At 51.1% G+C, this 25,490-nt stretch carries 23 protein-coding genes; 20 read left to right on the forward strand and 3 right to left on the reverse strand.

The window, feature by feature from the left end; all coding sequences use genetic code 11:
* Positions 1–137 precede the first annotated feature (137 nt).
* Complete coding sequence (murJ, locus tag BLQ17_RS08760; protein WP_092221921.1) at positions 138–1,736, forward strand: murein biosynthesis integral membrane protein MurJ; 1,599 nt, start codon at positions 138–140, stop codon at positions 1,734–1,736.
* Positions 1,737–1,748: 12 nt separating this feature from the next.
* Here the strand turns inward: murJ and BLQ17_RS08765 are convergent, their stop codons facing one another.
* Positions 1,749–2,105, reverse strand: coding sequence for a phasin family protein (locus BLQ17_RS08765; RefSeq protein WP_092221923.1), 357 nt, complete (start codon positions 2,103–2,105; stop codon positions 1,749–1,751).
* Between the two features lie 24 nt (positions 2,106–2,129).
* Positions 2,130–3,134: a tRNA dihydrouridine synthase gene (locus BLQ17_RS08770; RefSeq protein WP_092221925.1), complete on the reverse strand. Its 1,005-nt coding sequence runs from the start codon at positions 3,132–3,134 to the stop codon at positions 2,130–2,132.
* 444 nt (positions 3,135–3,578) lie between these two features.
* Here BLQ17_RS08770 and BLQ17_RS08775 point away from each other — a divergent pair, with 444 nt between their 5' ends.
* The 13 genes from BLQ17_RS08775 to BLQ17_RS08835 all read left to right on the forward strand — a co-directional run bounded on the left by BLQ17_RS08775 (position 3,579) and on the right by BLQ17_RS08835 (position 15,946).
* Entirely contained in the window at positions 3,579–4,814 is a 1,236-nt protein-coding gene (locus BLQ17_RS08775; protein ID WP_092221927.1) for a beta-ketoacyl-[acyl-carrier-protein] synthase family protein, read from the forward strand.
* A gap of 153 nt (positions 4,815–4,967) precedes the next feature.
* Positions 4,968–5,219: an acyl carrier protein gene (locus BLQ17_RS08780; protein ID WP_092221929.1), complete on the forward strand. Its 252-nt coding sequence runs from the start codon at positions 4,968–4,970 to the stop codon at positions 5,217–5,219.
* 4 nt (positions 5,220–5,223) lie between these two features.
* Positions 5,224–6,615, forward strand: a complete 1,392-nt coding sequence (locus BLQ17_RS08785) for a phytoene desaturase family protein (protein ID WP_092221931.1) — start codon at positions 5,224–5,226, stop codon at positions 6,613–6,615.
* A 30-nt stretch (positions 6,616–6,645) separates the two neighbouring features.
* A complete protein-coding gene (locus tag BLQ17_RS08790) occupies positions 6,646–8,049 on the forward strand; it encodes a phytoene desaturase family protein (RefSeq protein ID WP_092221933.1) in 1,404 nt (467 codons plus the stop codon).
* A gap of 76 nt (positions 8,050–8,125) precedes the next feature.
* Positions 8,126–8,866: an SDR family oxidoreductase gene (locus BLQ17_RS08795; RefSeq protein WP_092221935.1), complete on the forward strand. Its 741-nt coding sequence runs from the start codon at positions 8,126–8,128 to the stop codon at positions 8,864–8,866.
* A gap of 1 nt (position 8,867) precedes the next feature.
* Complete coding sequence (locus BLQ17_RS08800) at positions 8,868–9,311, forward strand: 3-hydroxyacyl-ACP dehydratase FabZ family protein (RefSeq protein WP_092221937.1); 444 nt, start codon at positions 8,868–8,870, stop codon at positions 9,309–9,311.
* Positions 9,312–9,536: 225 nt separating this feature from the next.
* Positions 9,537–10,238 (forward strand): protein TolQ, encoded by a 702-nt coding sequence (gene tolQ, locus BLQ17_RS08805; RefSeq protein WP_092221939.1) that lies wholly within the window; start codon positions 9,537–9,539, stop codon positions 10,236–10,238.
* 4 nt (positions 10,239–10,242) lie between these two features.
* Positions 10,243–10,659 carry a protein TolR gene (gene tolR, locus BLQ17_RS08810; RefSeq protein WP_092221941.1) on the forward strand — a complete coding sequence of 139 codons (417 nt, stop codon included), beginning with the start codon at positions 10,243–10,245 and terminating at the stop codon, positions 10,657–10,659.
* A gap of 35 nt (positions 10,660–10,694) precedes the next feature.
* Positions 10,695–11,546, forward strand: a complete 852-nt coding sequence (locus BLQ17_RS08815; protein WP_143005472.1) for an energy transducer TonB — start codon at positions 10,695–10,697, stop codon at positions 11,544–11,546.
* A 24-nt stretch (positions 11,547–11,570) separates the two neighbouring features.
* A complete protein-coding gene (locus tag BLQ17_RS08820) occupies positions 11,571–12,866 on the forward strand; it encodes a PD40 domain-containing protein (RefSeq protein WP_092221944.1) in 1,296 nt (431 codons plus the stop codon).
* A 33-nt stretch (positions 12,867–12,899) separates the two neighbouring features.
* The gene (locus tag BLQ17_RS22180) at positions 12,900–13,988 is read left to right on the forward strand and encodes a tetratricopeptide repeat protein (RefSeq protein ID WP_176761151.1); all 1,089 of its coding nucleotides are present in this window, start codon (positions 12,900–12,902) and stop codon (positions 13,986–13,988) included.
* Positions 13,989–14,012: 24 nt separating this feature from the next.
* A complete protein-coding gene (locus BLQ17_RS22185; protein WP_176761152.1) occupies positions 14,013–14,747 on the forward strand; it encodes a TlyA family RNA methyltransferase in 735 nt (244 codons plus the stop codon).
* Positions 14,748–15,115: 368 nt separating this feature from the next.
* Positions 15,116–15,946 carry a bifunctional UDP-sugar hydrolase/5'-nucleotidase gene (locus tag BLQ17_RS08835; RefSeq protein WP_143005473.1) on the forward strand — a complete coding sequence of 277 codons (831 nt, stop codon included), beginning with the start codon at positions 15,116–15,118 and terminating at the stop codon, positions 15,944–15,946.
* A gap of 127 nt (positions 15,947–16,073) precedes the next feature.
* Here the strand turns inward: BLQ17_RS08835 and BLQ17_RS08840 are convergent, their stop codons facing one another.
* Entirely contained in the window at positions 16,074–17,003 is a 930-nt protein-coding gene (locus tag BLQ17_RS08840; protein WP_092221952.1) for a manganese-dependent inorganic pyrophosphatase, read from the reverse strand.
* A 294-nt stretch (positions 17,004–17,297) separates the two neighbouring features.
* Here BLQ17_RS08840 and BLQ17_RS08845 point away from each other — a divergent pair, with 294 nt between their 5' ends.
* From BLQ17_RS08845 to ettA, 6 genes are all read left to right on the forward strand, one after another.
* Positions 17,298–18,320 (forward strand): hypothetical protein, encoded by a 1,023-nt coding sequence (locus tag BLQ17_RS08845; RefSeq protein ID WP_092221954.1) that lies wholly within the window; start codon positions 17,298–17,300, stop codon positions 18,318–18,320.
* 24 nt (positions 18,321–18,344) lie between these two features.
* The gene (locus tag BLQ17_RS08850; RefSeq protein ID WP_092221956.1) at positions 18,345–19,652 is read left to right on the forward strand and encodes a M18 family aminopeptidase; all 1,308 of its coding nucleotides are present in this window, start codon (positions 18,345–18,347) and stop codon (positions 19,650–19,652) included.
* A 316-nt stretch (positions 19,653–19,968) separates the two neighbouring features.
* Positions 19,969–20,532 carry a TorD/DmsD family molecular chaperone gene (locus BLQ17_RS08855; protein ID WP_092221958.1) on the forward strand — a complete coding sequence of 188 codons (564 nt, stop codon included), beginning with the start codon at positions 19,969–19,971 and terminating at the stop codon, positions 20,530–20,532.
* A gap of 1 nt (position 20,533) precedes the next feature.
* Positions 20,534–22,777: a molybdopterin-containing oxidoreductase family protein gene (locus BLQ17_RS08860; RefSeq protein ID WP_092221960.1), complete on the forward strand. Its 2,244-nt coding sequence runs from the start codon at positions 20,534–20,536 to the stop codon at positions 22,775–22,777.
* A 33-nt stretch (positions 22,778–22,810) separates the two neighbouring features.
* Positions 22,811–23,614, forward strand: coding sequence for a 4Fe-4S dicluster domain-containing protein (locus BLQ17_RS08865; RefSeq protein WP_092221962.1), 804 nt, complete (start codon positions 22,811–22,813; stop codon positions 23,612–23,614).
* A gap of 177 nt (positions 23,615–23,791) precedes the next feature.
* Positions 23,792–25,477, forward strand: coding sequence for an energy-dependent translational throttle protein EttA (gene ettA, locus BLQ17_RS08870; protein WP_092221964.1), 1,686 nt, complete (start codon positions 23,792–23,794; stop codon positions 25,475–25,477).
* Positions 25,478–25,490: the final 13 nt, after the last annotated feature.

Below are 25,490 nucleotides of genomic sequence, written 5' to 3' on the forward strand. Positions count from 1 at the left end.
AGGCGCCGTGTTTGCAGGCAATATCCATGAGCCCTGCCATCTTTTAATATCAAAACCACGAAGTTGTAGCGAAATTCTGGCAATCGTTGTAACATTGCACAGCGTAATTTCACCCTCAATTTTCCCGGATTTTTCTCTTGCTCAAACAGACCGAAACCAAAAAAACTATTGCGGGTTCCGCTGCAGCCGTCGGTGTGGCGGTCATGTGCAGCCGTGTACTGGGACTCATACGCGAACAGGTGTTCGCCGGACTTTTCGGCGCGGGATTCACCTACGATTCATTTGTCGTCGCGTTCAGGATTCCCAACCTGCTGCGCGACCTGTTCGGCGAAGGAGCGCTTTCCGCAGCTTTTGTCACCGTCTTTTCCGATTACGACGCCACCCGAACCAGGGAAGAAACCTACAGGCTGGCGTCCAATGTGCTCACCTTCATTCTGGTGTTGCTCTCTTTACTGACCCTTGGTGGCATATACTTTGCCAAAGACATCGTCATGCTGCTGGCCCCGGACTTTGACCTTGTTGCGGGCAAGGTTGAACTCACCAGACAGCTTACCAGGATCATGCTGCCGTTTCTGGTGCTCATATCACTTTCCGCCGTGGTGATGGGGATTCTCAACACCAGGGGCCGCTTTTTCATTCCCGCCCTGGCGTCAAGTTTTTTCAATCTCGGGTCGATTATCGGTGGAACAAGCCTGGCAATGCTGCTCCCACGCTACGGTCAGCCGGCCATAGTCGGAATGGCTGTAGGTACACTTATCGGAGGGCTGCTGCAGCTCTGCGTCCAGCTGCCGACCCTGTGGAAGACCGGTTTTCGCTACCGTTTCGGGCTCAATCTCAGAGACGCCGGCCTGCACCGTATCCTCAAACTCATGATTCCGGCAACCGTCGGGCTATCTGCAACCCAGATCAACATATTCATAAACACCAACTTCGCCGCTTCCTGTGCCGAGGGGTCGGTTTCTTGGCTTTATTACTCGTTTCGTCTGGTACAGCTGCCGATCGGACTCTTCGGAGTGGCACTGTCAATTGCGATGCTACCGGTGCTTGCCAAACAGGCGGCGCAAAAAGAGGTTATAAAGATGAAGGAAACCATGATCTCATCTTTGACCATGGTTTTCGCCCTTACCCTTCCGGCCACCGCCGGACTGATCATCCTGGCCGAACCGATAATCAGGCTGATCTTCGAGCATGGCGCCTTTACCGCGACAGACACCATACAGACCGCACAGACCCTAGCGCTGTTTGCCATCGGCCTGTTCGCCTATTCGGCCAACAAGGTCCTGGTTCCTGCTTTCTATGCGCTCGACAAGACCCGTTATCCGGTCATTGCCAGTTTCCTGGCGATCGGCTTCAACCTGGTCATCGTCACCTTAACCATAAACCGGCTCGGACATCTCGCCATCGCCCTTTCCACCTCATGCACAATGCTGATCAATTTCATTTTCCTGATGGGTGTACTGTATGTCAGTATGGGAGGTTATTCCGTGAGGTATCTTCTCAAGGGGCTCGGCAAAATAGTTACCTCAACACTTTTTCTCTGCCTGGTGCTTGTTGCACTTCTGCCGCTCGCTTCTCCCTGGCTGGCCGGAAATCTCATCGAGCAGGCAGTTGCGCTTTTTTTCCTGATATTCACCGCCGCCATAGGCTACGGTCTTGTCCTGCAGCTGATGCGACTTCCCGAGCTTGATGTAATTGTCAGGAGAGTCTTTGCCAAGATAATCCCGGCAAAGAGGTGATGTCGGCCAGCCCTATTTTTTTTCCGAACTTTTTTCGGCTCCTTCTCCACCACTATCTTCCCTGTCGCTTTTCAGGGAGTTAATTTCAAGACGCAGCTGGGCGATCTCTTCCCTTAATGCCTGCAGTTCCTCCGCCTTTGGCAGATTCATTTTTTCCAGGGCCCTGCCGACAAAGAGTTCGGTCTGTTTCTTCATGGCGTCCCTGGACTCTTCGGCACGCCCGATCATCTCCTGAACAAATTTTTCGCCTTCCTTTTCCGAAATTTCCGTTTTGTCGATCAATTCCCTGGCCATTTTCTCGGCTTTTTCACCGGTTACTGCTGCCACACCAATACCGGCAAGAGCAATTTTTTTCATAAGTTCAATCATATCAAGAGACTCCCCTGTTCTGTTTTAGCTGAGCTGATCCAAATCGACGGTTGCAAAAAACTCAGCTGCTTTATGCCTCACTTCCTCAACGGAACTACACCCCTGCACTGTCGTACCGAAATGGTGTCCGAAATAAAACGACTGACAAAAGTATGACGTGAACTTCTTTAGTCGTCCCAGTCTGCGTTCCTTGGGAAACCGCTGTTCTAAAAGAGTGATGAAACGTTCGTACATCTCCGCCTTGCTGCTGATCCCGCTGTTGGTGTAAAAACCAAACAGCTCTCTTGCTATGTCAGCGCACAACCATGGGTTCGTTACCCCTCCCCTACCGATCATTATGCCGTCGGCACGACTTTGTTCGAGACAATTTTTCGCGTCTTCGACGGTGAAAATCCCTCCATTTGCAAACACCGGTATCCGTACTGCTTTCTTGGCGTGTCTGACCAGATGCCACCTCGGCACTCTGCAGAATTTCTCGCCTATTAACCTGGCGTGGACGGTAATGAGGTCCACCCCCTCTCCTTCAAGTATCTTACAGAATTCGGCCAATTTCAAACCATCCTCGCTGTGACCTAACCGTATTTTAACACTGAGCGGCAATTCCGTTGCCTTACGGATCTCTTCCAGGATGGCCCGCATCTCTGCCGGGCTGTCCACCAGGGAAGAGCCGGCTCCCTGTTTTTTCTGCATCGGCGCAGGGCACCCCAGATTGAAATCGATTCCCTGGGGTTCCAGGGTGAGGATCTTGTCAATCGCCGGTTTTATATAGCGAAGATCCGCTCCGACGAGTTGATAAACAAGCGGTCTTTCATTCTCCGCCCTGATCAGCGGCGGCGAGCACCGGGGATTGTCACTGGGAAGCCTTTTGGCCGCGAGCATTTCGGTATAAAAAAGTCCCACCCCTCCGATCGCCTGAATCGTCGACCTGAGCGCCGAATGGGTCAGGCCCACCATCGGTGCCAGGGCCACGGGAGGCCAGACGGAAAGAGTCCTTACCTTTACGGTAGCGATGTTTTTTGAATCTGCCACGAAAAACCTTTAACCTTACAGGATTTTTTTTAATTTTCAGACGGTTTCGCCTCAAGTCCAGCTTCGCACCCGCCATGTCAGGTGGCAGTATAACAGCGAAAAAAAACGTTGGCTTACGGTGACGATTTTTACCAGAATTCAGCGCCGATAACTACCATAAACCGCAGGACAGGGTAAACCGGGCTGTTGTCGCAATTTCTTTTCCAGCCATTGCCGGAACTTTGTTTACAGCGTAATCATCTGAAGTTCAGGGTTCAAGAGTGTTGAATTTTGCGTCAATATGTTCTACATTTGAACGTTTTTGCACCAGAGAGAATCAGGAGTGTACATTGCACGGAATATCAGGTCGTACTGCTATCGTTCCGGGCATATGGTCGTTTCAGCCACAAGTATAGATTAAACCGATACCGCAACTCGACATCAGATAAATTAGACCTTCCAGATATGCAATATCCCAGAATAGTTATTACCGGGGTCGGCCTTACCGCCCCCAATGCCTCAAATGCTAAGGAATTCAGAGAAAAACTGCTCAGCGGCACCAGCGAAATCAAAGAAATCGAGCTCAGGTATTTCGGCAAGGCGCCGGCCGGCGTCTGCTCCTTTGCCGAGACCAAATACCGGAAGAAAAAAGAGAACAAAAAAGGGACCAGGGCCGGCTGTATCGGTGTCTATTGCGCCAACGAGGCCATAGCGGACGCGGATCTTGATCTTGCTGACTACGACCGGTCCAGGATAGGCGTATACCTCGGACTCACCGAACACGGTACGGTCGAAACCGAAAATGAAGTGTACAACATAAGCCATTACGATTACGACGTAAACTACTGGACCCACCATCACAACCCAAGGACGGTTCTCAACAATCCCGCCGGTGAGATCACCATGAACCTCGGCATTACCGGACCGCATTATGTGATAGGGGCAGCCTGTGCCGCGGGAAACGCCTCCCTCATCCAGGCGGTGCAGATGATGCGCCTGGGTGAGATCGATATGGCGCTTGCCGGGGGAATCTCCGAGTCGGTCGGGTCATTCGGCATCTTTGCCAGTTTCAAGGCGCAGAACGCGCTGGGCCATGCCGATGACCCGCGGATGGCGACCAGGCCTTTTGACAGGGATCGCAACGGCATAGTAATCTCCGAAGGGGGCTGTATCTATGTCCTCGAATTTCTGGAAAACGCTATAAAAAGAGGGGCGACCATTCTCGGTGAAATCGTCGGCTACGCAATGAATTCTGACGCCAGAGATTTTGTTCTTCCGTACGGTAAACGGCAGGCCCAGTGCATGCAGCTGGCCATGCAGCGCGCCAACCTGGCGCCTGGGGATATCGACCTGATCAACACCCACGCAACCGGCACCAGACAGGGTGACATTGAAGAATGCAAGGCGATCAGGGAGGTTTTTGGCGATACCAGTGCGACCTATATCAACAACACCAAATCGATCATCGGCCACGCCATGGGAGCGGCCGGCGTGCTGGAACTGGCAGGAAACCTTCCCTCCTTCAACGACTACATGATTCACCCGACAATCAATATCGAAAACCTCGATCCGGAGTGCAATTTGCCTAACCTGGTAATCAATAAATCGATCAGGGTGAATAAAGTTGAAACGATCCTCAACAACTCTTTCGGCATGGTCGGCATCAACTCGACTGTGATCGTCAAAAAATATACCGACTGAGATTTTTTCACCAATAAATGTAAATAAGTATAAACAATATCTCTCAGGTATGTTATAGGAAGAGTTTTGCCCACAACAACATTAAGCACCGGTTAACAGGCTGGTGCTTTTTTATACCACAGTTACAGCTCACACGTCAAAGCGGAGAATTACATGACAAGTGTTGAAATCAAGGACCTTATATTAGAAATTATAGAAGATATCGATGACGAAGCGGATTTCGATTCGCTCAACCCCGATGAACCGTTAAGAGACCAGCTGGATCTCGACTCCATGGATTTTCTCGACATCGTAATGGAGCTTCGCAAGCGCCATCAGCTGCAAATTCCTGAAGAGGATTACCCCAATCTCGCCACTCTCAACAGCTGTGTAACTTATCTGGAACCCCTTCTAAAAGACGCTTGAGGTTGTGAAATTTCCAGTTTTGGTGATTGGCGGCGGTCTTTCAGGATTGGCCGCCGCAATCCGTATTGCCCGATTTTCCCCAGCTGTCCTTCTCTTGGAAAAGCACTCCCGCCTTGGAGGGCTCAATTCCTATTTCTACCGCCGAAAAAAACTCTACGAAACAGGCCTGCACGCCATTACCAACTATGCAGAGCCGGAAAATAAAAAGGCACCTCTCAACCTGCTGCTGAGACAGCTTAAAATAAAGAGGAAAGCACTTTCATTCTGTCAGCAGAACCAGTCGAAAATCATTTTCAGCAACAGGCAGACACTGACATTTACAAATAATTTTGAAACATTTCGCCAAGACGTACACGAAAAGTTCCCCGGATCAATAGACAGTTTCACCCGTCTTCTGAATTTTCTCGACGAGTATGATCCGTTTACCATAAAACCCTTCAGGTCTACCAGGCTGTTCTTGGCCGAGATGCTTGAAGATCCGCTCCTGACCGAAATGATCTTGTGTCCGTTGCTGTACTACGGCTCCGGTTATGAAGACGACATGGACCTGAGCCAATTCGCGATCATGTTCGCATCCGTTTATCAGCAAGGTTTTTTCCGCCCTGAAGGCACCATCAGAGATTTTCTTGAGATGCTCACCAGCCAGCTTGAATCGCTTGGCGGCCAGGTAAGAAAACAGTGCGGGGTGGCGAGAATAGTTACAGAGGGCAAAAAGGCGCTCAGCGTTGTTCTTGAAAGCGGCGAGGAAATTGAATGCGATCAGGTCATTTCCACTATCGGCTACCAGGAAACCCTCGGACTGCTTGGAAACAGTCCCACCAACAACGACTCTCCATCCGGGCGGCTTGGGTTTGTTGAGTCGATCTTTTCCCGGAGAACCGATGACGCTGACAAAAACAGGCCAACGGACACCATAATCTTCTACAACAACGGTGGCAGGCTGAGCTACAGATCGCCAGACGATTATATCGACCTGAACAGCGGAGTGATCTGTTTTCCGCAAAATTTCAACGGGATAAAACCCGATGGGACCATGGAAATCCGCACCACCCATCTGGCGGATTACGACTCCTGGAAAGATATTTCCCGCCACCCCGATAAATATCTTAAGCAGAAACAGAACTGCGCCATTACATCCCTGCACACCATGAAAAAATTGCTTGGATGCGCCATAGACAATATAGTGGTGGAAAACACCTTTACGCCGGTTACCATCGAGCGCTATACCTCAAAGATACGAGGTGCTCTTTACGGCGCTCCAACCAAGATAAAAAGCGGCGATATCGGTTATAACAATCTTTTTCTCGCCGGCACCGACCAGGGTTTTCTCGGGATCATCGGTTCCATGTTAAGCGGTGTTACCATCGTCAATCATCACGTCCTGCCAAAACTTTAGTTTAGGGATAACCTCACAAAGACTGCACCTATGCCTGTTTTATTTTCAGAACTCAAAGACAATTACGACGTTATAATCATAGGATCCGGACTGGGGGGGCTCACAACCGCCAACAGACTCGCCTACTGCGGCCACTCCGTGCTGCTGCTGGAGTACCATCATCGCATTGGCGGACTTTCCACCTGGTTCAAGAGGCGGGGGCATATCTTCGACATCTCCCTCCACGGCTTCCCTTATGGGATGGTCAAGACATGTAAAAAGTACTGGAACAAGAAGATTATGAACTCTATTGTCCAGTTGCCCAACATCGTCTTCGACAACCCTCAATTTTCCCTGAAGACGACCTTTGACAAAAACGATTTCACCAACCTGCTCCAGTCGCACTTCAAGGTGAGCCCATCGGTTGTCGACAGTTTTTTCGCCACGGTTGCCAAGATGAATTTCTACGACGACCGGTCGATGACGACCAGGGAACTGTTTGAAAAATTTTTCCCGGGAAGAACCGATATTCATCGTCTGCTCATGGAACCGATCACCTACGCCAACGGTTCCACCCTGGATGATCCAGCCATTACCTACGGGATCGTATTCTCCAATTTCATGAACAAGGGGGTCTTCACCTTTCAGGGCGGAACGGACAAGCTGATCTCCATGATGACCGAAGAGCTTGAAAAGAACGGCGTGACCATCTGTACCAAGGCAAAAGTCGATAAAGTCCTGGTGGAAAAAGGCAAAGTCCGGGGCGTTTTAGTAAACGGCAAAAACATACAGGGGCGGGCGGTTGTCTCCAACAGCGGCATCACCAATACCATATTCAACCTCACCGACAAACAGCATTACTCCGATGAATTTCTTGAGAAAGCTTCCAGCATAAGGGTTAACAATTCAAGCTGTCAGGTCTATTTCGGGATAAAAGACAGGCAGCAGATCGACGATGTGGGAGATCTCCTTTTCACTTCCACTGCCCCGGAATTTGATTCTGAAGAACTTCTCAGCATGAAAACCAGGTCGAAGACTTTCTCGATTTACTATCCGAAAACCCGGCCCGGCCTGGACAGGTACACCGTGGTCGCTTCCATGAACAGCCGGTTCGAGGACTGGAACGATTTGACACCAAAACAGTACCAACAGGAAAAAGACGCGCTGATTCAACGGTCACTGACAGATCTTGAACGTTATCTTCCAGGAATAACGGAAAAAATCGATTGGACCGAAGCCGCCACCCCGAAAACATTCAACAGGTATACTCTCCACACCCGCGGCACCTCTTTTGGTACCAAATTCGAGGGACTCGACATATCCCGGACTATTTTCAAAGAAGTAGGCGGGCTTTTTCATGTCGGATCGGTGGGTATTATCATGTCCGGCTGGCTCGGCGCGATCAACTACGGAGTAATAGTTTCCAACGACGTTGACGGATACCTTCGCAGCTAACGGGAGTTTTCCCCACCGTTGCGACGAGTTGTTCATTACCAACTGGAACCAAGGAACCTACAGGAGTTTTATCAAAATGGGCAATTTTGCTGGACAGACAGTACTCATAAGCGGCGCCACCAGAGGGATAGGAGGTGCCATTGCCAAAGCTTTTCTTGGACAAGGCGCCGCTCTGATCGGCCTGTACGGCAGCAACACCAAAGCTGCAGAGGAGTTCGTCAGGGAAAACCATCAATACCGTGGTCGTATCAGCCTGCATCAGTGCGACATAAAGGACGAAAAACAGGTTGTCTCACTGTTTGAGTACATCGAACGCGAGTATGGTCGCCTGGATGTGCTTGTCAACAATGCCGGCATCAGAAAGGACGGCCTTTTGGCCCTTATGAAACCGGAGGACTGGAAAAGCGTAATCGATACGAACCTGAACGGCACCTATCTGATGTCCAGACAGGCTGTCATGCTTATGATGCAGCACAAATACGGACGCATAATAAACATAACCTCCCCCGTAGGACGCCTGGGGTTCCCCGGCCAGGCCAATTACGCCGCATCCAAAGCGGGCCAGGTGGCAATGACCAAATCTCTGGCCAAAGAAGTGGCGCGGAAAAAGATTACCGTGAACTGTATCTCACCTGGATTTATCGATACCGATTTTATCCGGGATCTTCCCGAACAGCAGCTCAAGGAATATAAAAAAATGGTGCCGGTCAGAAGATTCGGAACCCCTGAGGAAGTCGCCGAAGCGGTTTTGTTTTTAGCCGGAAAAACAAGCGGCTATATTACAGGTACCGTCCTGGAGATCAGCGGAGGACTGTAATATGGATGTACCAGCAGAAATCATCTCTTTTATCCCCCACCGACCTCCTTTCCTCTGGGTGGACAGAATTATCTCCTGCTCAGAGGACACCATTGTCACGGAAAAAACATTCTCCGAAGACCTTGATATCTATCAGGGCCACTACCCCAACAATCCAATCACCCCCGGGGTGCTTCTGTGCGAAGCTGTTTTCCAGAGCGGGGCGGTCCTGATGGCGAAAATCCATCCGCCGCCTGCAAACGAGCAAAGCAAAGTTCCTGTCCTTACCCGGATAAACGGCGCCAAATTCAAAAGAGGAGTCTATCCGGGCGACACTGTCAGGATCAAGGTTCAACTCAAGGAGAAAGTCGCGTCGGTCTTTTTTTTAAAAGGCGTCCTCAAGTCCTGCGGCAAGACAGCGCTCCAGGTGGATTTTGCCTGCGCCATGGCTGATCGACCTGCATGAATGTTATCTTTTATTTATGATTTCATCATGTTAAAGCCATCTCTCATACCTGAATTGAGCTATTGAATTTTTGTTCAAAACAGGTAAGATACCATTCGTGGTAGGCCCGGTTTTCACAACCTATAAAAGATACAACCTCCATTTTTTTCTTTGATATAACAGGCAAGACCACCAGGCTACCGATGTCTTGCCAGGATTCTTATCTAAACAGACAGGATATATAACGTGCAGCTTTCAATTTCTGATATGATTTTCCACGCTGGTCCGGTGGGCCAGTTTGTGATGTTGACTCTTCTGGTATTCTCCCTGGTTTCCTGGACCATTGTTTTTATGAAGGCAAGACTCTACAAGAAGGTCCGCCTTGACACCGAAGATTTTCTCGAAACTTTCTGGCACTCAGCCAACCTCAACGAAGCCCATGAGGCAGCGGCTGAGTTCGAATATTCGCCCAGCGCATCGGTTTTCACATCCGGTTTTGCTGAACTGCAGAAAATCAACAAGATGAGAAGCCGCAACGAGGAGGGCAAGGTCGTCGAAACCCTGGATACCCACCTGGCAACAATGGACAATCTGAAAAGGGCCATCAGAAAAGCGGAAAACCAGCAGATCAACGATCTCGGCAGCAGCCTCTCCTTTCTTGCCACCACCGGCAGCGCCACTCCTTTTATAGGACTTTTTGGAACAGTCTGGGGAATCATGGTCTCTTTTCACGATATCGGCCAGCGCGGCTCCGCCTCTCTTGCCGTCGTAGCTCCTGGAATATCGGAAGCGCTTGTGGCCACCGCGGCCGGTCTTGCCGTTGCTATTCCGGCTGTTATATTCTACAACTATTTTTCCAACAAGCTCGATGATATAGAAAGCGAGATGAACACTTTTTCAACGGATTTTCTCAATCTTATAGAAAGGGATCTGCTGAGCAGGGTGTAATACGATGGGACCGACGCACAGAAGAGGCAACAAAAGGCTGGTATCTGAAATCAACGTAACACCGCTGGTGGACGTTATGCTGGTACTGCTTATTATTTTCATGGTGACCGCGCCGATGATGACCCAGGGGCTTAATGTAGACCTCCCGGAAACAACGGCAAAATCACTGAGGCAGGAACAAAAGCCCCTGGTTATTACGGTAAGTAAGGACGGCGGTATCAGTATCGGCTCCATTCCCATGGTCAAAGCCCTGCTGCTTGAAGAGCTGAAAAAAAATTATGCCGCCAACAAGGATCAACCGGTCTATTTACGGGCGGACAGAAATGTACCTTACGGCGACGTAGTGCAGATTATGGCAGCCATTAAACAGGTAGGTTTTGACAAGATCGGGATGATCACCAAACCTCAGGAACAAGAATAATTCCCGTGGATAACAGCTACAGCATCAGTTCAATAATGTCAAATGATTGGAAAATCCCGTTAAATATCGCCATCGGGGTGCACCTGCTGGTATTAATCAGCGCCCTCTATCTGCCTGGAATATTCAAGGTAAAACCGAAATTCGCCGATATCTATACCGTTTCCATTGTCAATATCGCAGAACCCGGAGCCGTCGCTCAGACCCCGTCAGAGCCTGAAGCTGCAGAGACGATTTCCAAAGCCAGTCCAGACAACAACAAAAAGCTTGTTCCTATTGAGGATATTGTTAAAAAACCGGCACCTTCGGTTGCACCCGCCAAGGCGGTCTCCCTGAAGCCGCTAAAGATTAAGAAAAAGAAAGCAACCCCACCCCCAAAGCCCAGCGATAATGACGAGTTGATCAAGCAGAGAAGGGAAAAACTTGCCAGGGCGATCAGAGAGGAAGAGCTGCTGGCGGAGAAAGCCCGTCTTGCCAGGGAGGCTCTCGAAAAAGAGCGGCAGCTCCTCACCCACTCATCGCCACCAGCTGTCGCCAGACCAAGCGGCGGCGTGGTGCGGGGCGACGGAACTTCCGGGGCGGCCGGCGGAACTTCAAATATTATAGAAAGTCAATATTATGCCTCGATAATCAACAGGTTGCACCAATACTGGGCCCTGCCTGAGAATATCGAGAAAAATAATAAAGTAACGGCAACCGTTGTGGTGACGATTCAGCAGAACGGTGCGGTGGCCGATATGTTTTTCGAAAGCAGGTCCGGCGACAGACTGTTTGACCAGTTCGTCACCCGTACCCTCGAAACAGCCACTCCATTTCCGCCCATTCCACCTGCCATGAAGAAACAACGTTTTGAGGTGGGCCTGGTCTTCAGACCCGGCGGTGTACAATAATCCCTGACAGCCAACAATCATTTTATGAAACAGAAATATTTCTCCATCCTCCTTGCTATTCTGACAACTTTTGCGATCTGTCTTGGCGCTGCATACCAGGCGATAGGTTCCGACCGGGTCTACCTTGACATTAGCACCTCTGCAACCAGGAAGATCAATATCGCGGTTCCCTGGTTCGAAACCGCCGGTTCGAGCCAGACGAACAACCTGCTTGCAAGGGATCTGGCCGACACCCTCGCCAAGGCGCTCAAGTTTCATGGAATAATATCGATTATCCCCACCGAACAATACGGGGGAATGCAGCATGCCGACTGGAAAGACAAGGGAGCCGACTATGTTGTGCTCGGCCGCTATAAAAAAGAGAACGACTCGATTGCGCTGGAGATGCGGCTGCTCGATGTGGCTGAAAACAAGATTATCATGGGAAAATCGTTCTCCGGTTCTGTCAACCAGAAGGACAGGATGCAGTTCAAATACTGTGACTCTGTGGTCGAAACCCTGACCGGCATACCCGGAGTTGCCGATACCAGGATCGCCTTCATTAACCACCAGGACAGCGCCAAGGAAGTATATCTGACCGATATTCTCGGGCGTAATGTTCGGCAGATTACCCGGCACAAGCACCTCACCGTATCACCCAGGTTCGTGCCCGATTCCTATAACCTGACCTACTCCTCATACCATACGGGCAACCAGAACCTGTACATCACCGATTTGCGCCAGGACAAGACAACCCGTGCCCTGAGCAGGCGTAAAGGGCTCAACCTGGCCCCCGCATGGTTCAAGAACGGCAGCAAGATGATCCTAACCCTGTCCAAGCGGGGAAATCCCGACCTGTATCTCCTTGACGACAAGGGCCAGATCATAGAGCAGCTCACCGACCGGGCAGGTATCAATGTCTCTCCGACCCTTTCTCCGGACGGCAACCATCTGGTTTTTGTCTCAGACCGCAGCGGCAGACCACAACTCTACCACATGGACATGCGGACCCGGAAAGTTCAGAGAATAACTTTTGAAGGCTCGGAAAACGCCGAACCCGACTGGTCGCCGACAGACAACCTGGTGGTATATTCCAGTCTAAGAGACGGCGTCTACCAGCTCTGCGTCGTCAATCCCCTTCAGCCGGATACTGTAATGCAGATAACCAACGATCTCAGCCATCATGAATCCCCCAACTGGTCGCCGGACGGTAATCAGATAATCTTTGCAAAACGTGATGGCAAAAGACACCAGATTTACGGTATAATGAAAAATGGCTCTTTTCAAAGAAGGCTGTTTACCATGCCCGGGAGTCAGTCGTATCCACAATGGGCCAGATAGTCAACGAGAACTCTCAACTTTAAGCAATTTATCATGAATAAATCAGTCAGGAATTTTTTAATCTGCCTCTCCTCTACCGCTCTGCTCAGCAGCTGTGCCTCCACCGGTGACGTTGAGGAGCTCAAATATCAGCTTCGGGTCGTCAACAAGAAAATAGAGGACATGAAATCGACCACAGTGGGGCAGATCCAGAAGCGACAGGCTGCTGCCTTTGGCCACATGGACCAGCTGGAGCAGGATATTCTCAAACTCAAGAGTCAGCTTGAAGAATCCTACTATCTCAACCAGAAGTTACGAGAGCAGAACAAGGAACTTGAGGCAACCATATCTTCCGTGGCCAAGGAGGAAGCGGCCAAGCGCGAGGAAGGCCTTGCCAGGCTGGAACAGCAGCAGCAGGAAAAAGAACTCAGGCTCAAGGAACTGAACAATAAAATCCTCATGCAGCAGCAAAGCGTGAAAGCCATTCAGGAAGCGCGTATTAATGAAGCCGAACGAAGGGCAAAAGAAGCGGCCATTGAGGCTGAACTTGCCAAGAAACGTTCATCATCGGTCAGTAACGCTGCCGGCTCCACCGGAACAGCGAAAACGATCAGTGCAACCAAGCGCAAAGTCAAGAACAGCGTGGTCGCTCCCCCCATTCAGCAAACATCTCAGCCGGTAACATCCCAGCCGGCAGCAAGCGAACCGACTCCGGCAATTGCCAAAACGGAATCCCCCGGGACAGTGGAAACCGTTGATGCCGCACCGGTACTTGCTGGTTCCCAGAGTAGCTTTGAAAAGGCTGAGAACCTTTTTCAGAGCCAGAAATTTGATGAAGCGTACAATATCTTCGAGCAGATCGCAGCCAACCCCACTGCCGCCCAGAATGTTGAGGCACGGTTTATGATGGGGGAAAGCCTATTCAACCAGAAAGAATATGACAAGGCGATCATGCAGTATCAGAAAATCATTTCCCAGCACGCAACACACGCCAGAGTTCCGGCAGCCCTGTTAAAGCAGGGAATGGCCTTTGAAAAACTGGCGGATAAGGATACGGCAAAGGTTATTTACAAAAAACTCCTAAAAAAACACGGTGCTGCCCCTGAAGCTGTAACCGCACAGGAAAAGCTCGACAAACTATAAGCAAACCTTTGCAGGGGATTTCCATTGAAGGTTCGCCTAGACCAGCTGCTGGTTGACAAACGTTTGGCTCCCGACCTGAAAACGGCGGGAGCCCTGATCGGTGCAGGAGAGATCCACGTAGACGACATCCTGGTTGACAAAGCCGGCACTCTGGTCGATTCCGAGGCTCTCATCCGTGCCAAGCAACGCTGCCCGTATGTATCAAGGGGAGGGTTGAAGCTTGAAAAAGCCATCGATTATTTCCAGATAGACGTCAGAGGACTTACCTGTATCGATATAGGTTCATCCACAGGGGGATTTACCGATTGTCTGCTGCAGCACGGAGCCGGCAAGGTTTTTGCCGTGGACGTCGCCTACGGCATGCTCGCCTGGAAAATCCGGCAAGATCCGAGAGTGGAGGTGCTTGAGCGGTTCAACGCCAGACATATTGGCAGAGAAGATATCAACTGTGAAAATATTTCCCTTGCGGTTATGGATGTGTCATTCATTTCCGTCACCAAAATAATTCCGCCGCTCCTTGAATTGTTCACCTCTTCTGCAGCTATAATCACCCTCATCAAACCACAGTTTGAGCTTGCCAGAGAAGAGATTGGTCCCGGCGGTATCGTGACCGACAAGCAACTGCATCAAAAAGCGATTGACAGGATTGAATTATTTGCAGCAGACCTCGGCCTTGAAAATAAAGGTATTGTAACCTCGCCGATTCTCGGTCAGAAAGGGAACAGGGAATTTCTCATTTACCTTCACCGAAAAAGCTGATCTCATCAAAACATTGCGTCTCGACCCCGGCCTGTCGGCCGGATTTTCGTAATCAAAATACCTACCGATGTGAGGTGTCTGTGATTCAAAGATCTTTTTTTATGCTTCTGGTAGCCGCGATGCTCCTGTTTTTTTCTTCCCTTGGTGCTGCCGCAGACAATTTTTCGATCCTGTTTTCCGCCAACGTCGCCGGAGAATACAAACCTTGCGGGTGAGGCTCCGGCAAACTTGGCGGGCTGCCGGGTAAAGCATCTCTTGTTACATCACTTATCGCAAAAAAAGACCAGAGGCCACCGTTACTGCTCGACTCCGGTAACCTGCTGTTTTCAAAAACCCCAGGACCCAGTATCCCCGAAAGATCGTTGCAGGTGGCCCGGGCCATTGTCCGGTCATACAGCCTGATGGGCTACGACGCAGTCTGTCTGTCGCCGCACGACCTCGCCGCCGGTGCCGAGTTTTTTACGGGCGAACCTGAAGAGGCCGCCTCGTTCACCTGGCTCTCTGCCAATGTCTCGCTCAATGGCGGAGTCCCTTTTTTTCAACCCTACCTGATTAAAAAGTTCGGTGATGCAACCCTCGCGATCATCGGCCTTACCGGGAAAACAGCACTTTTACCCAGCGATTTCACCGTTGGTGACTGGCGAGCGTCTCTGAGATCATGCCTGGATGATATAGGGTCGAAGGCAACTTTTTTTATCGTTCTCTCGACTCTTTCCCCTAAAGAGGAACAGGAGCTTGCCCGCAATTTTCCGAAAATAAATCTTATACTCGGAAGCTCACCGAACAAGGGGAACACCAAAACCATCCTCGAAAGCCACACCCTCCTGGTCCAGACAACATCACGCGGCAAATATCTCGGCCAACTTGATATCGATTATGGCTCTCACGGACAATGGTCAGAACAGAAAAAAAGCGATGTCACGCGCTTGAAAAAGCGGTTGGCACAGGTTGAAAAGTCACTAGCCGTTTATTTGCGCAGCAGCAACGGCAGTAATCAGGAGTCAATACAGCAGACGATCAGCATACTCAGCAAACAGAAAGAAAGCTTAACGGATCGGATCGAAGAGTTGCAGCAGACACAGACAATGCTACCAGAAAAGGGACGGGACACCTTCGCCCTTAGTTTTCACAAGATCAGGCCGGTGTCAGAGTCATCTGCGATAGACGACATCGTTGACAAGCTTGACGCCTCCTTTTAAACGTCACAAAACTAACGACGCCGTTTTGAAAACCGCTAAAAAAAGGGGGAAGCCAGCTTACGCTGATTTCCCCGCCCTACTCGGTGCATCCCCTTGCAGGGATGCACTTGATAACTGAGCTTTTTTGTTAGCAGCCGAACGCGTTCTGCAGGTTCGGCACGGTCTGCTTTTTCCGGCTCATCATGCCCGGAATCCACATTGAGCTGCCGTCGAGCTTGCTATCGAAGGCTTTTTCAATGAGTGCGGGGTCATCGGAAAGCACAACGAGATCGGTCCCCTCTTTGACCACGTCGGTAAGCATGAGAAGTACCGAGTGACGACCATCGGCCTTTACTTGTTCCATCGCCTTCATCAGGTCTGCACGGATATCGGCTACCTGGTCAAGAGTAGCGAGTTCAAGCTGGCCCACTCCTACCTTGTTACCGTTCATGTCGAAATCCTTGTAGTCGCGGAACAGCAGGTCTTTTGCCGGAACTCCGTCTACAGAGGATTTGGCCTTGAGCATTTCCATGAACAGCTCGTCGGTGTCGTCAACGCCGGCAACGCCTTTGAGTTCACTAACGGCAACCTTGTCATCTTCGGTGCAGGTGGGGGACTTGAAGTTCACGGTATCACTCAGGATAGCCGAAAGCATACCGCCGGCAACGTCTTTTGGTATTGCAACACCTGCATCCTTGAACATCTTGTTCAGGACGGTACCGGTACAGCCAACCGGCTCGGCACGAAAAAGAATAGGATTGTTGGTGGTAATGTCACCGATCTTGTGATGATCAACGACTGCGACGATCTCTGCTTTATCCAGGTTTGCCGGCCCCTGCGCCAGGTCGCTGAAGTCGACCAGAGCAATTTCCTTTCCGCCAGCGTCCTCAAGCAGTTCAGGCGCTGCAAGGCCGAACCGTTTCAGCACCGTGGTGGATTCCGGGTTGAGATTGTCAGCTGCGATCTGCATACAGGCCTTTGCTTCTTTTCCCTGAGCATTCATCAGAGCCGCCAGAGCGATTGCTGCAGTAACGGAATCGGTATCGGGGTTCGAGTGTCCAACTACGCAAATTGCCATTTTTTGCCTCCAAATTGAATTAATCTTGTAATGCCTAAAATGTACTAAAATATATATTGAAATAACGAAGAATATGTAAATTTTTGCGGTTTCAAAATAGTGTGTTCCGCCATCCTAGTCAAGCATTATTACAAGTCGCAGGCGATACCCTGACCACAATCCTCCATGGCAGATGACCTTGTATTTAAGCGGTGACGTTGGTTTAATGGTCTAAACTTTCGTGACTTTATACTTTGAATAGATTATTTTTTTGTGAATAAACAAACTGTTCAACCACCCCAACCTATGGTACCGATGAGTCAAGAAAACAAAACGGACGAAAAGCCCGTTCGCCAGTCAAGAACCAGGAGACGCTCCAACATTCCGGTCAAATCCATACTACTCATTGTAATTATTATTTGTTTTGGTTTTTATTTTTACCTGAAGAAATCCAGCCGCGACGTTGTCGCCCCCTATTCTCCTGGCCAGGCGATGCAGGAGATCACGCCGGAAGCGGATACGGGAAGAATAGAAATTAAAGCGGGAAATAGTGAGGAGGCGCCGGAAAAAGAGGTCAACGAAGACAACGGGCAAGATCCCGGTGGTGCAGACTCTGACGGCCAGGCAAACGAACAGGCTGCACCATCCGCAGTTGCCAGGCAACCCCAGACCTCACAGCCTTCTGGAGACGACAATGACACAATTTCCTTCGATTATCAGTACCTTCATCATGTGAAGACGCTCAACGAGTTTTACCACCATCTCGACCGCCAACCCTACATGAAGGAGTTCAACCTGCCTGCAGACAGTAAAATCCATTTTTCAAGACTGATCCAGCAGCTGATCGATCATCCTCCAACCGTGACCCGGGAAACAGACGACCTTTTCACCCTGTTGAAAAACACCGCACATTTTTTCCGGATCCTCGGCAAGGAAAATATCGTCGTACTCAAGGGGATCCTCGATCGGGAAAAAGACTCCCTTGAAACCATGCTCGAGTCCTTCTATGCACTGACCAGTCAACCGCAGTTGCTGCGCAGCGAATATTCCATAAACCTGCGATCGGAACCGCTGTACGATTACGCAAGCTTTCTCATCAACACCATGGGCGGACGGCTGTATCTGTTCCGCAGGGACTCCAGCTCGCGCATGGCTGTCACCTTTTATGCGATCCTGGTCATAGACAGGGCCAACGACGAAGGCAACAGCCGCCACGGAATAGACCTGCGTCCCGCCATCTCGTCTCTGATTGAGGAGATGGAAAACGGCGGGAAACGCCTCAAGTTCCGCCAGGAATATCTCGAAAAGCTGTACACCCTTGAGGAAAAATATAACTGATAAACGATTGCAAAGGGATTCATCATGGATACCAGTCTGTACAACCAGCAACTGTTCTCATTTCTGTCTGCGTCCCCGACCCCGTTTCACTGCGTCGCGCAGATGAGCCGCATCTTGCAGCAACACGGCTTTACAAGGCTCAGAGAACAACAGTCATGGGGGCAGCTGTCCAAGGGATCGTACTATGTCGTCAGGCAACAGGGAGCAATCACCGCATTTACCCTTGGGACAGACGAGAAGATCACCGACGGCTTCAGGATAATCGGTGCCCACACCGACAGTCCATGTCTGCAGCTTAAGCCAAAACCTGATGTGAAGACCGGATCTTTTCACCAGCTAGCGGTCGAGGTCTACGGAGGAAGCCTGCTGGCACCTTGGTTTGACCGGGACCTCTCCATTGCCGGCAGGGTATGCGTAGCCCGGGACGACGGGTCGATAGACGTTTTTCTCGTCGATTTTGCAAGGCCGCTCGTTACCATTCCAAGCATCGCCATTCATCTGTTTCGGGAGGCTAATTCAAAACCGGATATCAACCAGCAGAAACACCTGCCCCCCATCATCGGCCAGTCGGTAGCAAAACAGTTGCCGGACTTTACCGAGATTTTAAAGGATCAAATGGCAAGAGAACATCCGGAAGCGTCCGGGCGGGAGATCCTTGGCTACGATCTTTTCTGTTACGATCACCAGGGCCCAATTTATACCGGGGTGAATAACGACTTCATCTCCGCCCCCAGACTTGACAATCTGCTGAGTTGCCACGCCGGCCTGACAGCTCTTATCCAAACCGACCGGACCAAAAACAGCATCCTCTTCTGCTCCAACCATGAAGAAAACGGTTCGCTGTCTGCGGCCGGAGCACAGGGATCCTTTATCTCGGCTGTCCTGGAACGAATCATCCCCGAAGACGGTGAAAGAAGGCTGGCCCTTGCCTCATCTTTTCTGATCTCGGCAGACAACGCACACGCCACCCACCCCAATTATCCAGAGAAGACCGATCCCGGCCATGAAATTCATCTCAACAAGGGCCCGGTAATAAAAATAAACGCCAACCAGAGATACACCTCTTCCGGTTTCAGTTCCGCAGTTTACAAACAGCTTTGCAGGATCTGCGCTGTCGACTGCCAGGAGTTCGTTATGCGCAGCGACCTCGCCTGCGGTTCTACCATAGGTCCGATGACCGCCGCCAGGCTCGGCGTTAACGGCGTTGATGTCGGGGCCCCGACCCTTGGCATGCACTCCATTCGTGAACTCACCGGACGCCGGGACCCGCTGCTTTTCCAGAGGCCGCTGGTAACATTTTTAACCTCGGACCTGCCCCGATCATGCAGCTGAAACCTGGCCGTTGCCAGCAGAGCACCGGCAGTCTGGCAATAGACAGCCCGATCTATTTTAGCTTTTAATTTATTATCTGCATTCTCCTGTTGTGTTGCTGCGCTGCTTATCTTTCTGTTTTTTTTATATTTTACTAAATATTAATCATAAGCTGCACAGAACCAAAAGAGCGCCCATTACTACATTGTGGTATTTACAAACCCACTTCATGTAAGTAGAATATGATTCAATTACATTGTAGTACCTTAGTGGTGTCATTCATCTTACGAGAATCCGCCGTTTTCTCCATTCAGCCTTCTCACGACCTGAACATTAAATGCAAAACAGTTCCGCCGCCGACCATGTCGCAACCATTTACCGTTTTTGTGCCCAGAGCATGCAGTATCCATCGGCTGAGTGGCTCACCGAACACTATTACAGCTCTCTTTACCTGCTGCTAGACCACCTTGGTGCGAGTGAAGAGAAAAAGTCGCTTATGCAGGCTGTGGATGCAAGCAGCGACGCTCTCGAAGATCTGCAGGTAGAACACACCCGGCTTTTCATCAACGGTGTTCCACACGTGGCGGCTCCGCCCTATGGTTCGGTTTACCTGGAAAAAACCCTGCGGGGAAAATATTCGGAAAACATACTGCTCTACTACAGGTCTCATGGGTTTGACCTGGGTGTCGGCGCGGACCTTCCCGACAGTATAGTGCATCAACTGGAGTTTCTTTCGTTTCTTGCAGAAGACAGAAACGTGGAAATCGAGCGCGAGTTTCTTGCCCGCTTTTTTCTGCCCTGGTTTCGAGCCTTTGCAGAAAGGGTAAAACAAACGGCTCAACATCCCTTTTATCGTATCATAATTAGCCTTATTGATTTTTTCACAAAGGAGGAAGAGTAATATGGCGTTTAATTTAACGAGGCGTAAATTCTTACAATCTGCCTCACTGGCAGCAGTTGCGTTACCACTTTCGGAAGCAATCGCCTCTGAAACATCCATACAGCGTTCACCCCTTGAAAGCACCGGCTCCTTCGGCGACGAAACGGTCGTTGGCGGGGTATGCGAGATGTGTTTCTGGCGTTGCCAGCTGGTCGGCAAGAAACGGGGCGACCGCCTCATAAAGCTTGAAGGCAACCCGAAGTCCATCGATAACGGAACCAGTATCTGTGCCCGTGGTAATGCGGGTATCAAGCTTCTTTACGACCCGGACAGGCTGAAATACCCCCTCAAGAATGTCGGCGAAAGGGGCAACCCGAAGTGGAAAAGAATCAGCTGGCAGGAAGCACTTGACGAGTGCGGCACCAAGCTCAAGCAGGTTCACGAAAAATACGGTGCCCAGGGATTGTGCATGTTCCCGCACGGTTCCAGCGCCAAATATCCGATGCACTTCATGGAGCGTACCCTCGGCACCCACAATGTGAGCGAGGCGTCCTTCTACCAGTGCCGCGGTATCCGCGACACCGCCTACCTAGCCACCATCGGCAAAGCTCCCGGAGAAAACGTGGATATGCCCAACGCCAAGGTCATCATGCTCCTGGGCGGTCATTTTGGCGAAAATGTTCATGTCAGCCATATCAAGCGGTACATCAAAGGGCTCGAGAACGGGGCCAAACTTATCGTGGTGGACCCCAGGTTTTCAGCATCGGCAGCAAAATCCGACGTGTGGGTCCGTATAAAGCCGGGTACCGATACCGCCTTTCTGCTGGCGATCATGAACTACCTCATCATCAACAAAAAATACGATGAGGAGTTCGTCGATGAGTATGGCGATGGCCTTGAAGAACTGCAGGCAGGGATCAAGCAGTGGACTCTTGAAAAAGCCGCCGCTGAATGCGACATCCCTGCCGCTCAGATCAAGGAGGTTGCCGAACTTCTTGCCGCTAACTCGCCAAACGTCTCCATTCATCCGGGACGCCATGTATCCTGGTATGGCAACGATTTTCAGCGCCAGCGCGCCCTGGCCTGCCTCACCGGTCTGCTCGGAGCCTTTTACGTCAAGGGCGGCTGGGTTCCGGGTAAAGGTCCCAAAGTCGGTGCTATCAGCTGGGCCAAGCATGATCACGGCGATGAGCACAACCTCAACATGAACGAAGATGAGGAACGTCTCTACCCTTACGCCCCTCCGGGCACCCCGACGGAACTGATCCGGGATGCGGCGCTTACGGGTAAACCATACCCGATAAAAGGATGTGTCATCTGGGGTCAGAACCCGATCCAGACCATTCCCGGACAGGACAAGATGAAAGAGGTCCTGAAGCAGATGGATTTCGTCATGTGCGTGGATGTCATGCCAACCGATGTGACCATGTGGGCCGACATCCTGCTGCCTGAAGTAAGTTACCTGGAAAGATACGACTATATAAAGACCGGAACCCAGTGGGATTTCGCCGACAACCACCTCCAGTTCATCGCTCCGCGTATGCCGCTTGCCGAGCCAATGTTCGAACGAAAAGACCAGGTGTATATAACCAACGAAATAGCCAGGCGCATGGGGTTTGAAAAAGAGATCCCCGTATCATCCGCCATGGAGATGGTGGAGAAGAACCTGGAAGTTGCGGGTCTTACCCTGGATCAGGTCAGAAAAGAGGGCGGTATCCATACACGTCCGGGCAAAGACCCGTACGCCATGCCGGAGGATTTCGAAGTACTGTTTTACAATGAGGACATCGAAGACGCCGGATTTCCTGGAATACCAACCTACAAACCGACCGAGCCACCGCCTGCGGGCTACACCCGTCTTCTCTACGGCCGGGTACCGGTCCATACATTCAACAGAACCCAGAACAACGTATGGCTCAACAGGGCGATGCCGGAAAATCCGGTGTGGATCAATGATGAACTGGCCGCCAAGATGGGGCTGTCCGACGGAGATACCGTCGGTCTGGTCAACCAGGACGGCTTTTCATCGCGTACAACCACCACGGTAAAGACCACCCCCGGCATCAGAAAAGATGCTATTTACATGGCCCACGGCTACGGTTCGGCCAACCCGCTGCTGACTGTTGGTGCAGACGCCGGGGTCGACGACCAGAGCCTTATCACCAAAATTACCGTTGATGAGGAAACCGGGGCGCACGGCATGAGGACCAACTTCGTCAAGCTCGTCAAAGACGGTAAGGTTCTCGATATTCCCACTTCGGCCTAAATTCAGCTTTAAAGGTAAATTCAGGAGGATACAATGCAATATGGAATGATTATCGACCTTGAACGATGTGTTGGCTGCCACGCCTGTACCATCGCCTGCAAAGCAGAGTGGGAGGTCCCCGTAGAATTTAACAGAAACTGGGTCTATCGCATGGGCCCAAGCAAGGTGGGCAATGAGATTGCAGCCACCTACTATCCCGGACTGTGCAACCACTGCACCGAACCGGTATGCGTTCCCGAATGTCCGGCCGACACCGAAGACGTAACGTTTACCGATCCCAAGACCGGCAAAACCGTTACCATGGAGGTTGCGGCAACCTGGAAGGATCCTTTCGACGGAACCGTACAGGTGGACAAGAACAGATGCATAGGTTGCGGCGCCTGCGCCGACGCCTGTCCGTATAATGCCCGCTATGTCAACCCGGACCTGACCGACGACGTTTCAGAAGACGGCAAGGTTGACAAATGCACCTACTGCCAGCCTCGTCTGCAGGCCGGCCTGGAGCCCGCGTGCGTCCAGACCTGCATAACCGGGGCGCGTATTTTCGGCGATCTCGACGATCCGAACTCGGAGGTGGCCAAATATGTCAAAAAAGGCGCCAAGGGACTTGAGGCTGAAGGCGGGGATTTGGGACCGAACTCGAGGTATATAGGCAAGAAAAAGGACATGGCTCTTCTTTTCAACAGCTACACCCCAGAGCTGGCCGATATGAATAAGGTGAGAAGACGCGCCATGATAGCATCACTGGTTAAACCGGCGGTAAAACAGCTTCAGGGACTCGGACTGCTTGGCGCCGCTGGTATCTTGGTCGCCAAAAAACTCTCGGAAGATAAATAGGACCACAACACAAGGCTTGCAGACCGCCTGGTTCTGACTCCGGCAGAAAGCGTGATAATCATTTGCTTGATTATCACGCTTTTTTTTGTATTATCTGCACTCCGGCGCCAGGGTTTCCCGCCGGGCGAGCATTAACCATCACCCACTGTATATTACCCTATAATCAAGGTTCATATTATGAGCACAGATGACAAAAAGATTATCTACTCGATGATCAGAGTGAGTAAATATTATGACAACAAACCTGTCTTAAAAGATATCTCACTCTCCTATTTTTACGGCGCCAAGATCGGTGTCCTCGGACTCAACGGCTCGGGCAAAAGTACGCTGTTGAAGATTCTGGCCGGAATAGATACCGAATTCAACGGCGAGACCCACCTGTCCCCCGGGCTAAAGGTTGATTATCTGCCACAGGAACCGGAGCTTTCCCCGGAAAAAACCGTGAAACAGATTGTCGAAGAAGGAGTGCAGGACACGGTCGACCTGCTCAATGAGTTCAACGAGATCAACGAAAAATTCGCCGAGCCCATGTCAGACGAAGAGATGCAGGATCTCATCGACAGACAGGGCGTGGTGCAGGACAGGCTCGACACCTTGAACGCCTGGGATCTCGACAGCCGCCTCGAAATGGCGATGGACGCTCTGCGCTGCCCGCCGTCTGATACATTATGCAAGGTCCTCTCCGGTGGGGAAAAACGAAGAGTGGCTCTTTGCCGGATACTCTTGAAGCAGCCTGATATATTGCTTCTTGACGAGCCGACCAACCATCTGGACGCCGAATCGGTCGCCTGGCTGGAACATCACCTGCAATCCTATCCCGGTACTATCATCGCCGTCACCCACGACCGCTATTTCCTCGACAACGTCGCCGGATGGATTCTTGAGCTGGATAGAGGAGTCGGAATCCCGTGGAAGGGAAACTATTCATCCTGGCTTGACCAGAAGCAGAAACGGCTGGCCCTCGAGGAAAAGAAAGAGTCCGATCGACAGAGGACCCTGAAAAGAGAGCTGGAGTGGATCAAGATGAGTCCCAAGGGCAGAAGGGTCAAGTCCAAGGCGCGCATAAGCTCCTATGAAAAACTGCTGGGTACGGAAACGGAGAAGCTGGCCAAGGATCTTGAAATTTTTATTCCGCCCGGTCCCAGGCTTGGCAAGGTTGTCATCGAAGCAACAGGGGTAAACAAGGGCTTTGGAGAGAGGCTGCTGGTCGGGGATATGAATTTTACCCTCCCCCCCGGCGGAATTGTGGGGGTCATTGGACCAAACGGTGCCGGTAAAACCACCCTTTTCAAAATGATCACCGGTCAGGAGAATCCCGACTCCGGTGAGCTCAGGGTCGGTGAGACCGTCAAGCTCGCTTACGTCGACCAGAACAGGGACCAGCTCAACCCCGAGCAATCGATATGGGAGGCCATATCCGACGGACAGGACACCGTATGGCTGGGCACCAGGGAGGTCAACAGCAGGGCATACGTCGGCAAGTTCAATTTTTCCGGGTCCGATCAACAGAAAAAGGTCGGAATTCTCTCGGGAGGACAGCGTAACAGGGTTCATCTTGCAAGAACCCTGAAAGAGGGCGGAAACGTCCTGCTGCTCGACGAACCCACCAACGATCTTGACGTCAATACCTTAAGAGCGCTGGAGGAAGCGCTGGAAAATTTCGGCGGCTGCGCTGTGGTTATAAGTCACGACCGCTGGTTTCTCGACCGGATCGCCACCCATATCCTCGCGTTTGAGGGAGATTCGCGGGTGGTATGGTTCGAGGGCAATTACTCCGATTACGAAAAAGACAAAAAAGCCCGTCTTGGCAGTGAGGCCGATCAGCCCCACAGGATCAAGTACAGAAGTCTTACCAGGGATTAAGCCTCAACACGGT

This window comes from Desulforhopalus singaporensis (genome assembly GCF_900104445.1).
Taxonomy (GTDB): domain Bacteria; phylum Desulfobacterota; class Desulfobulbia; order Desulfobulbales; family Desulfocapsaceae; genus Desulforhopalus_A; species Desulforhopalus_A singaporensis.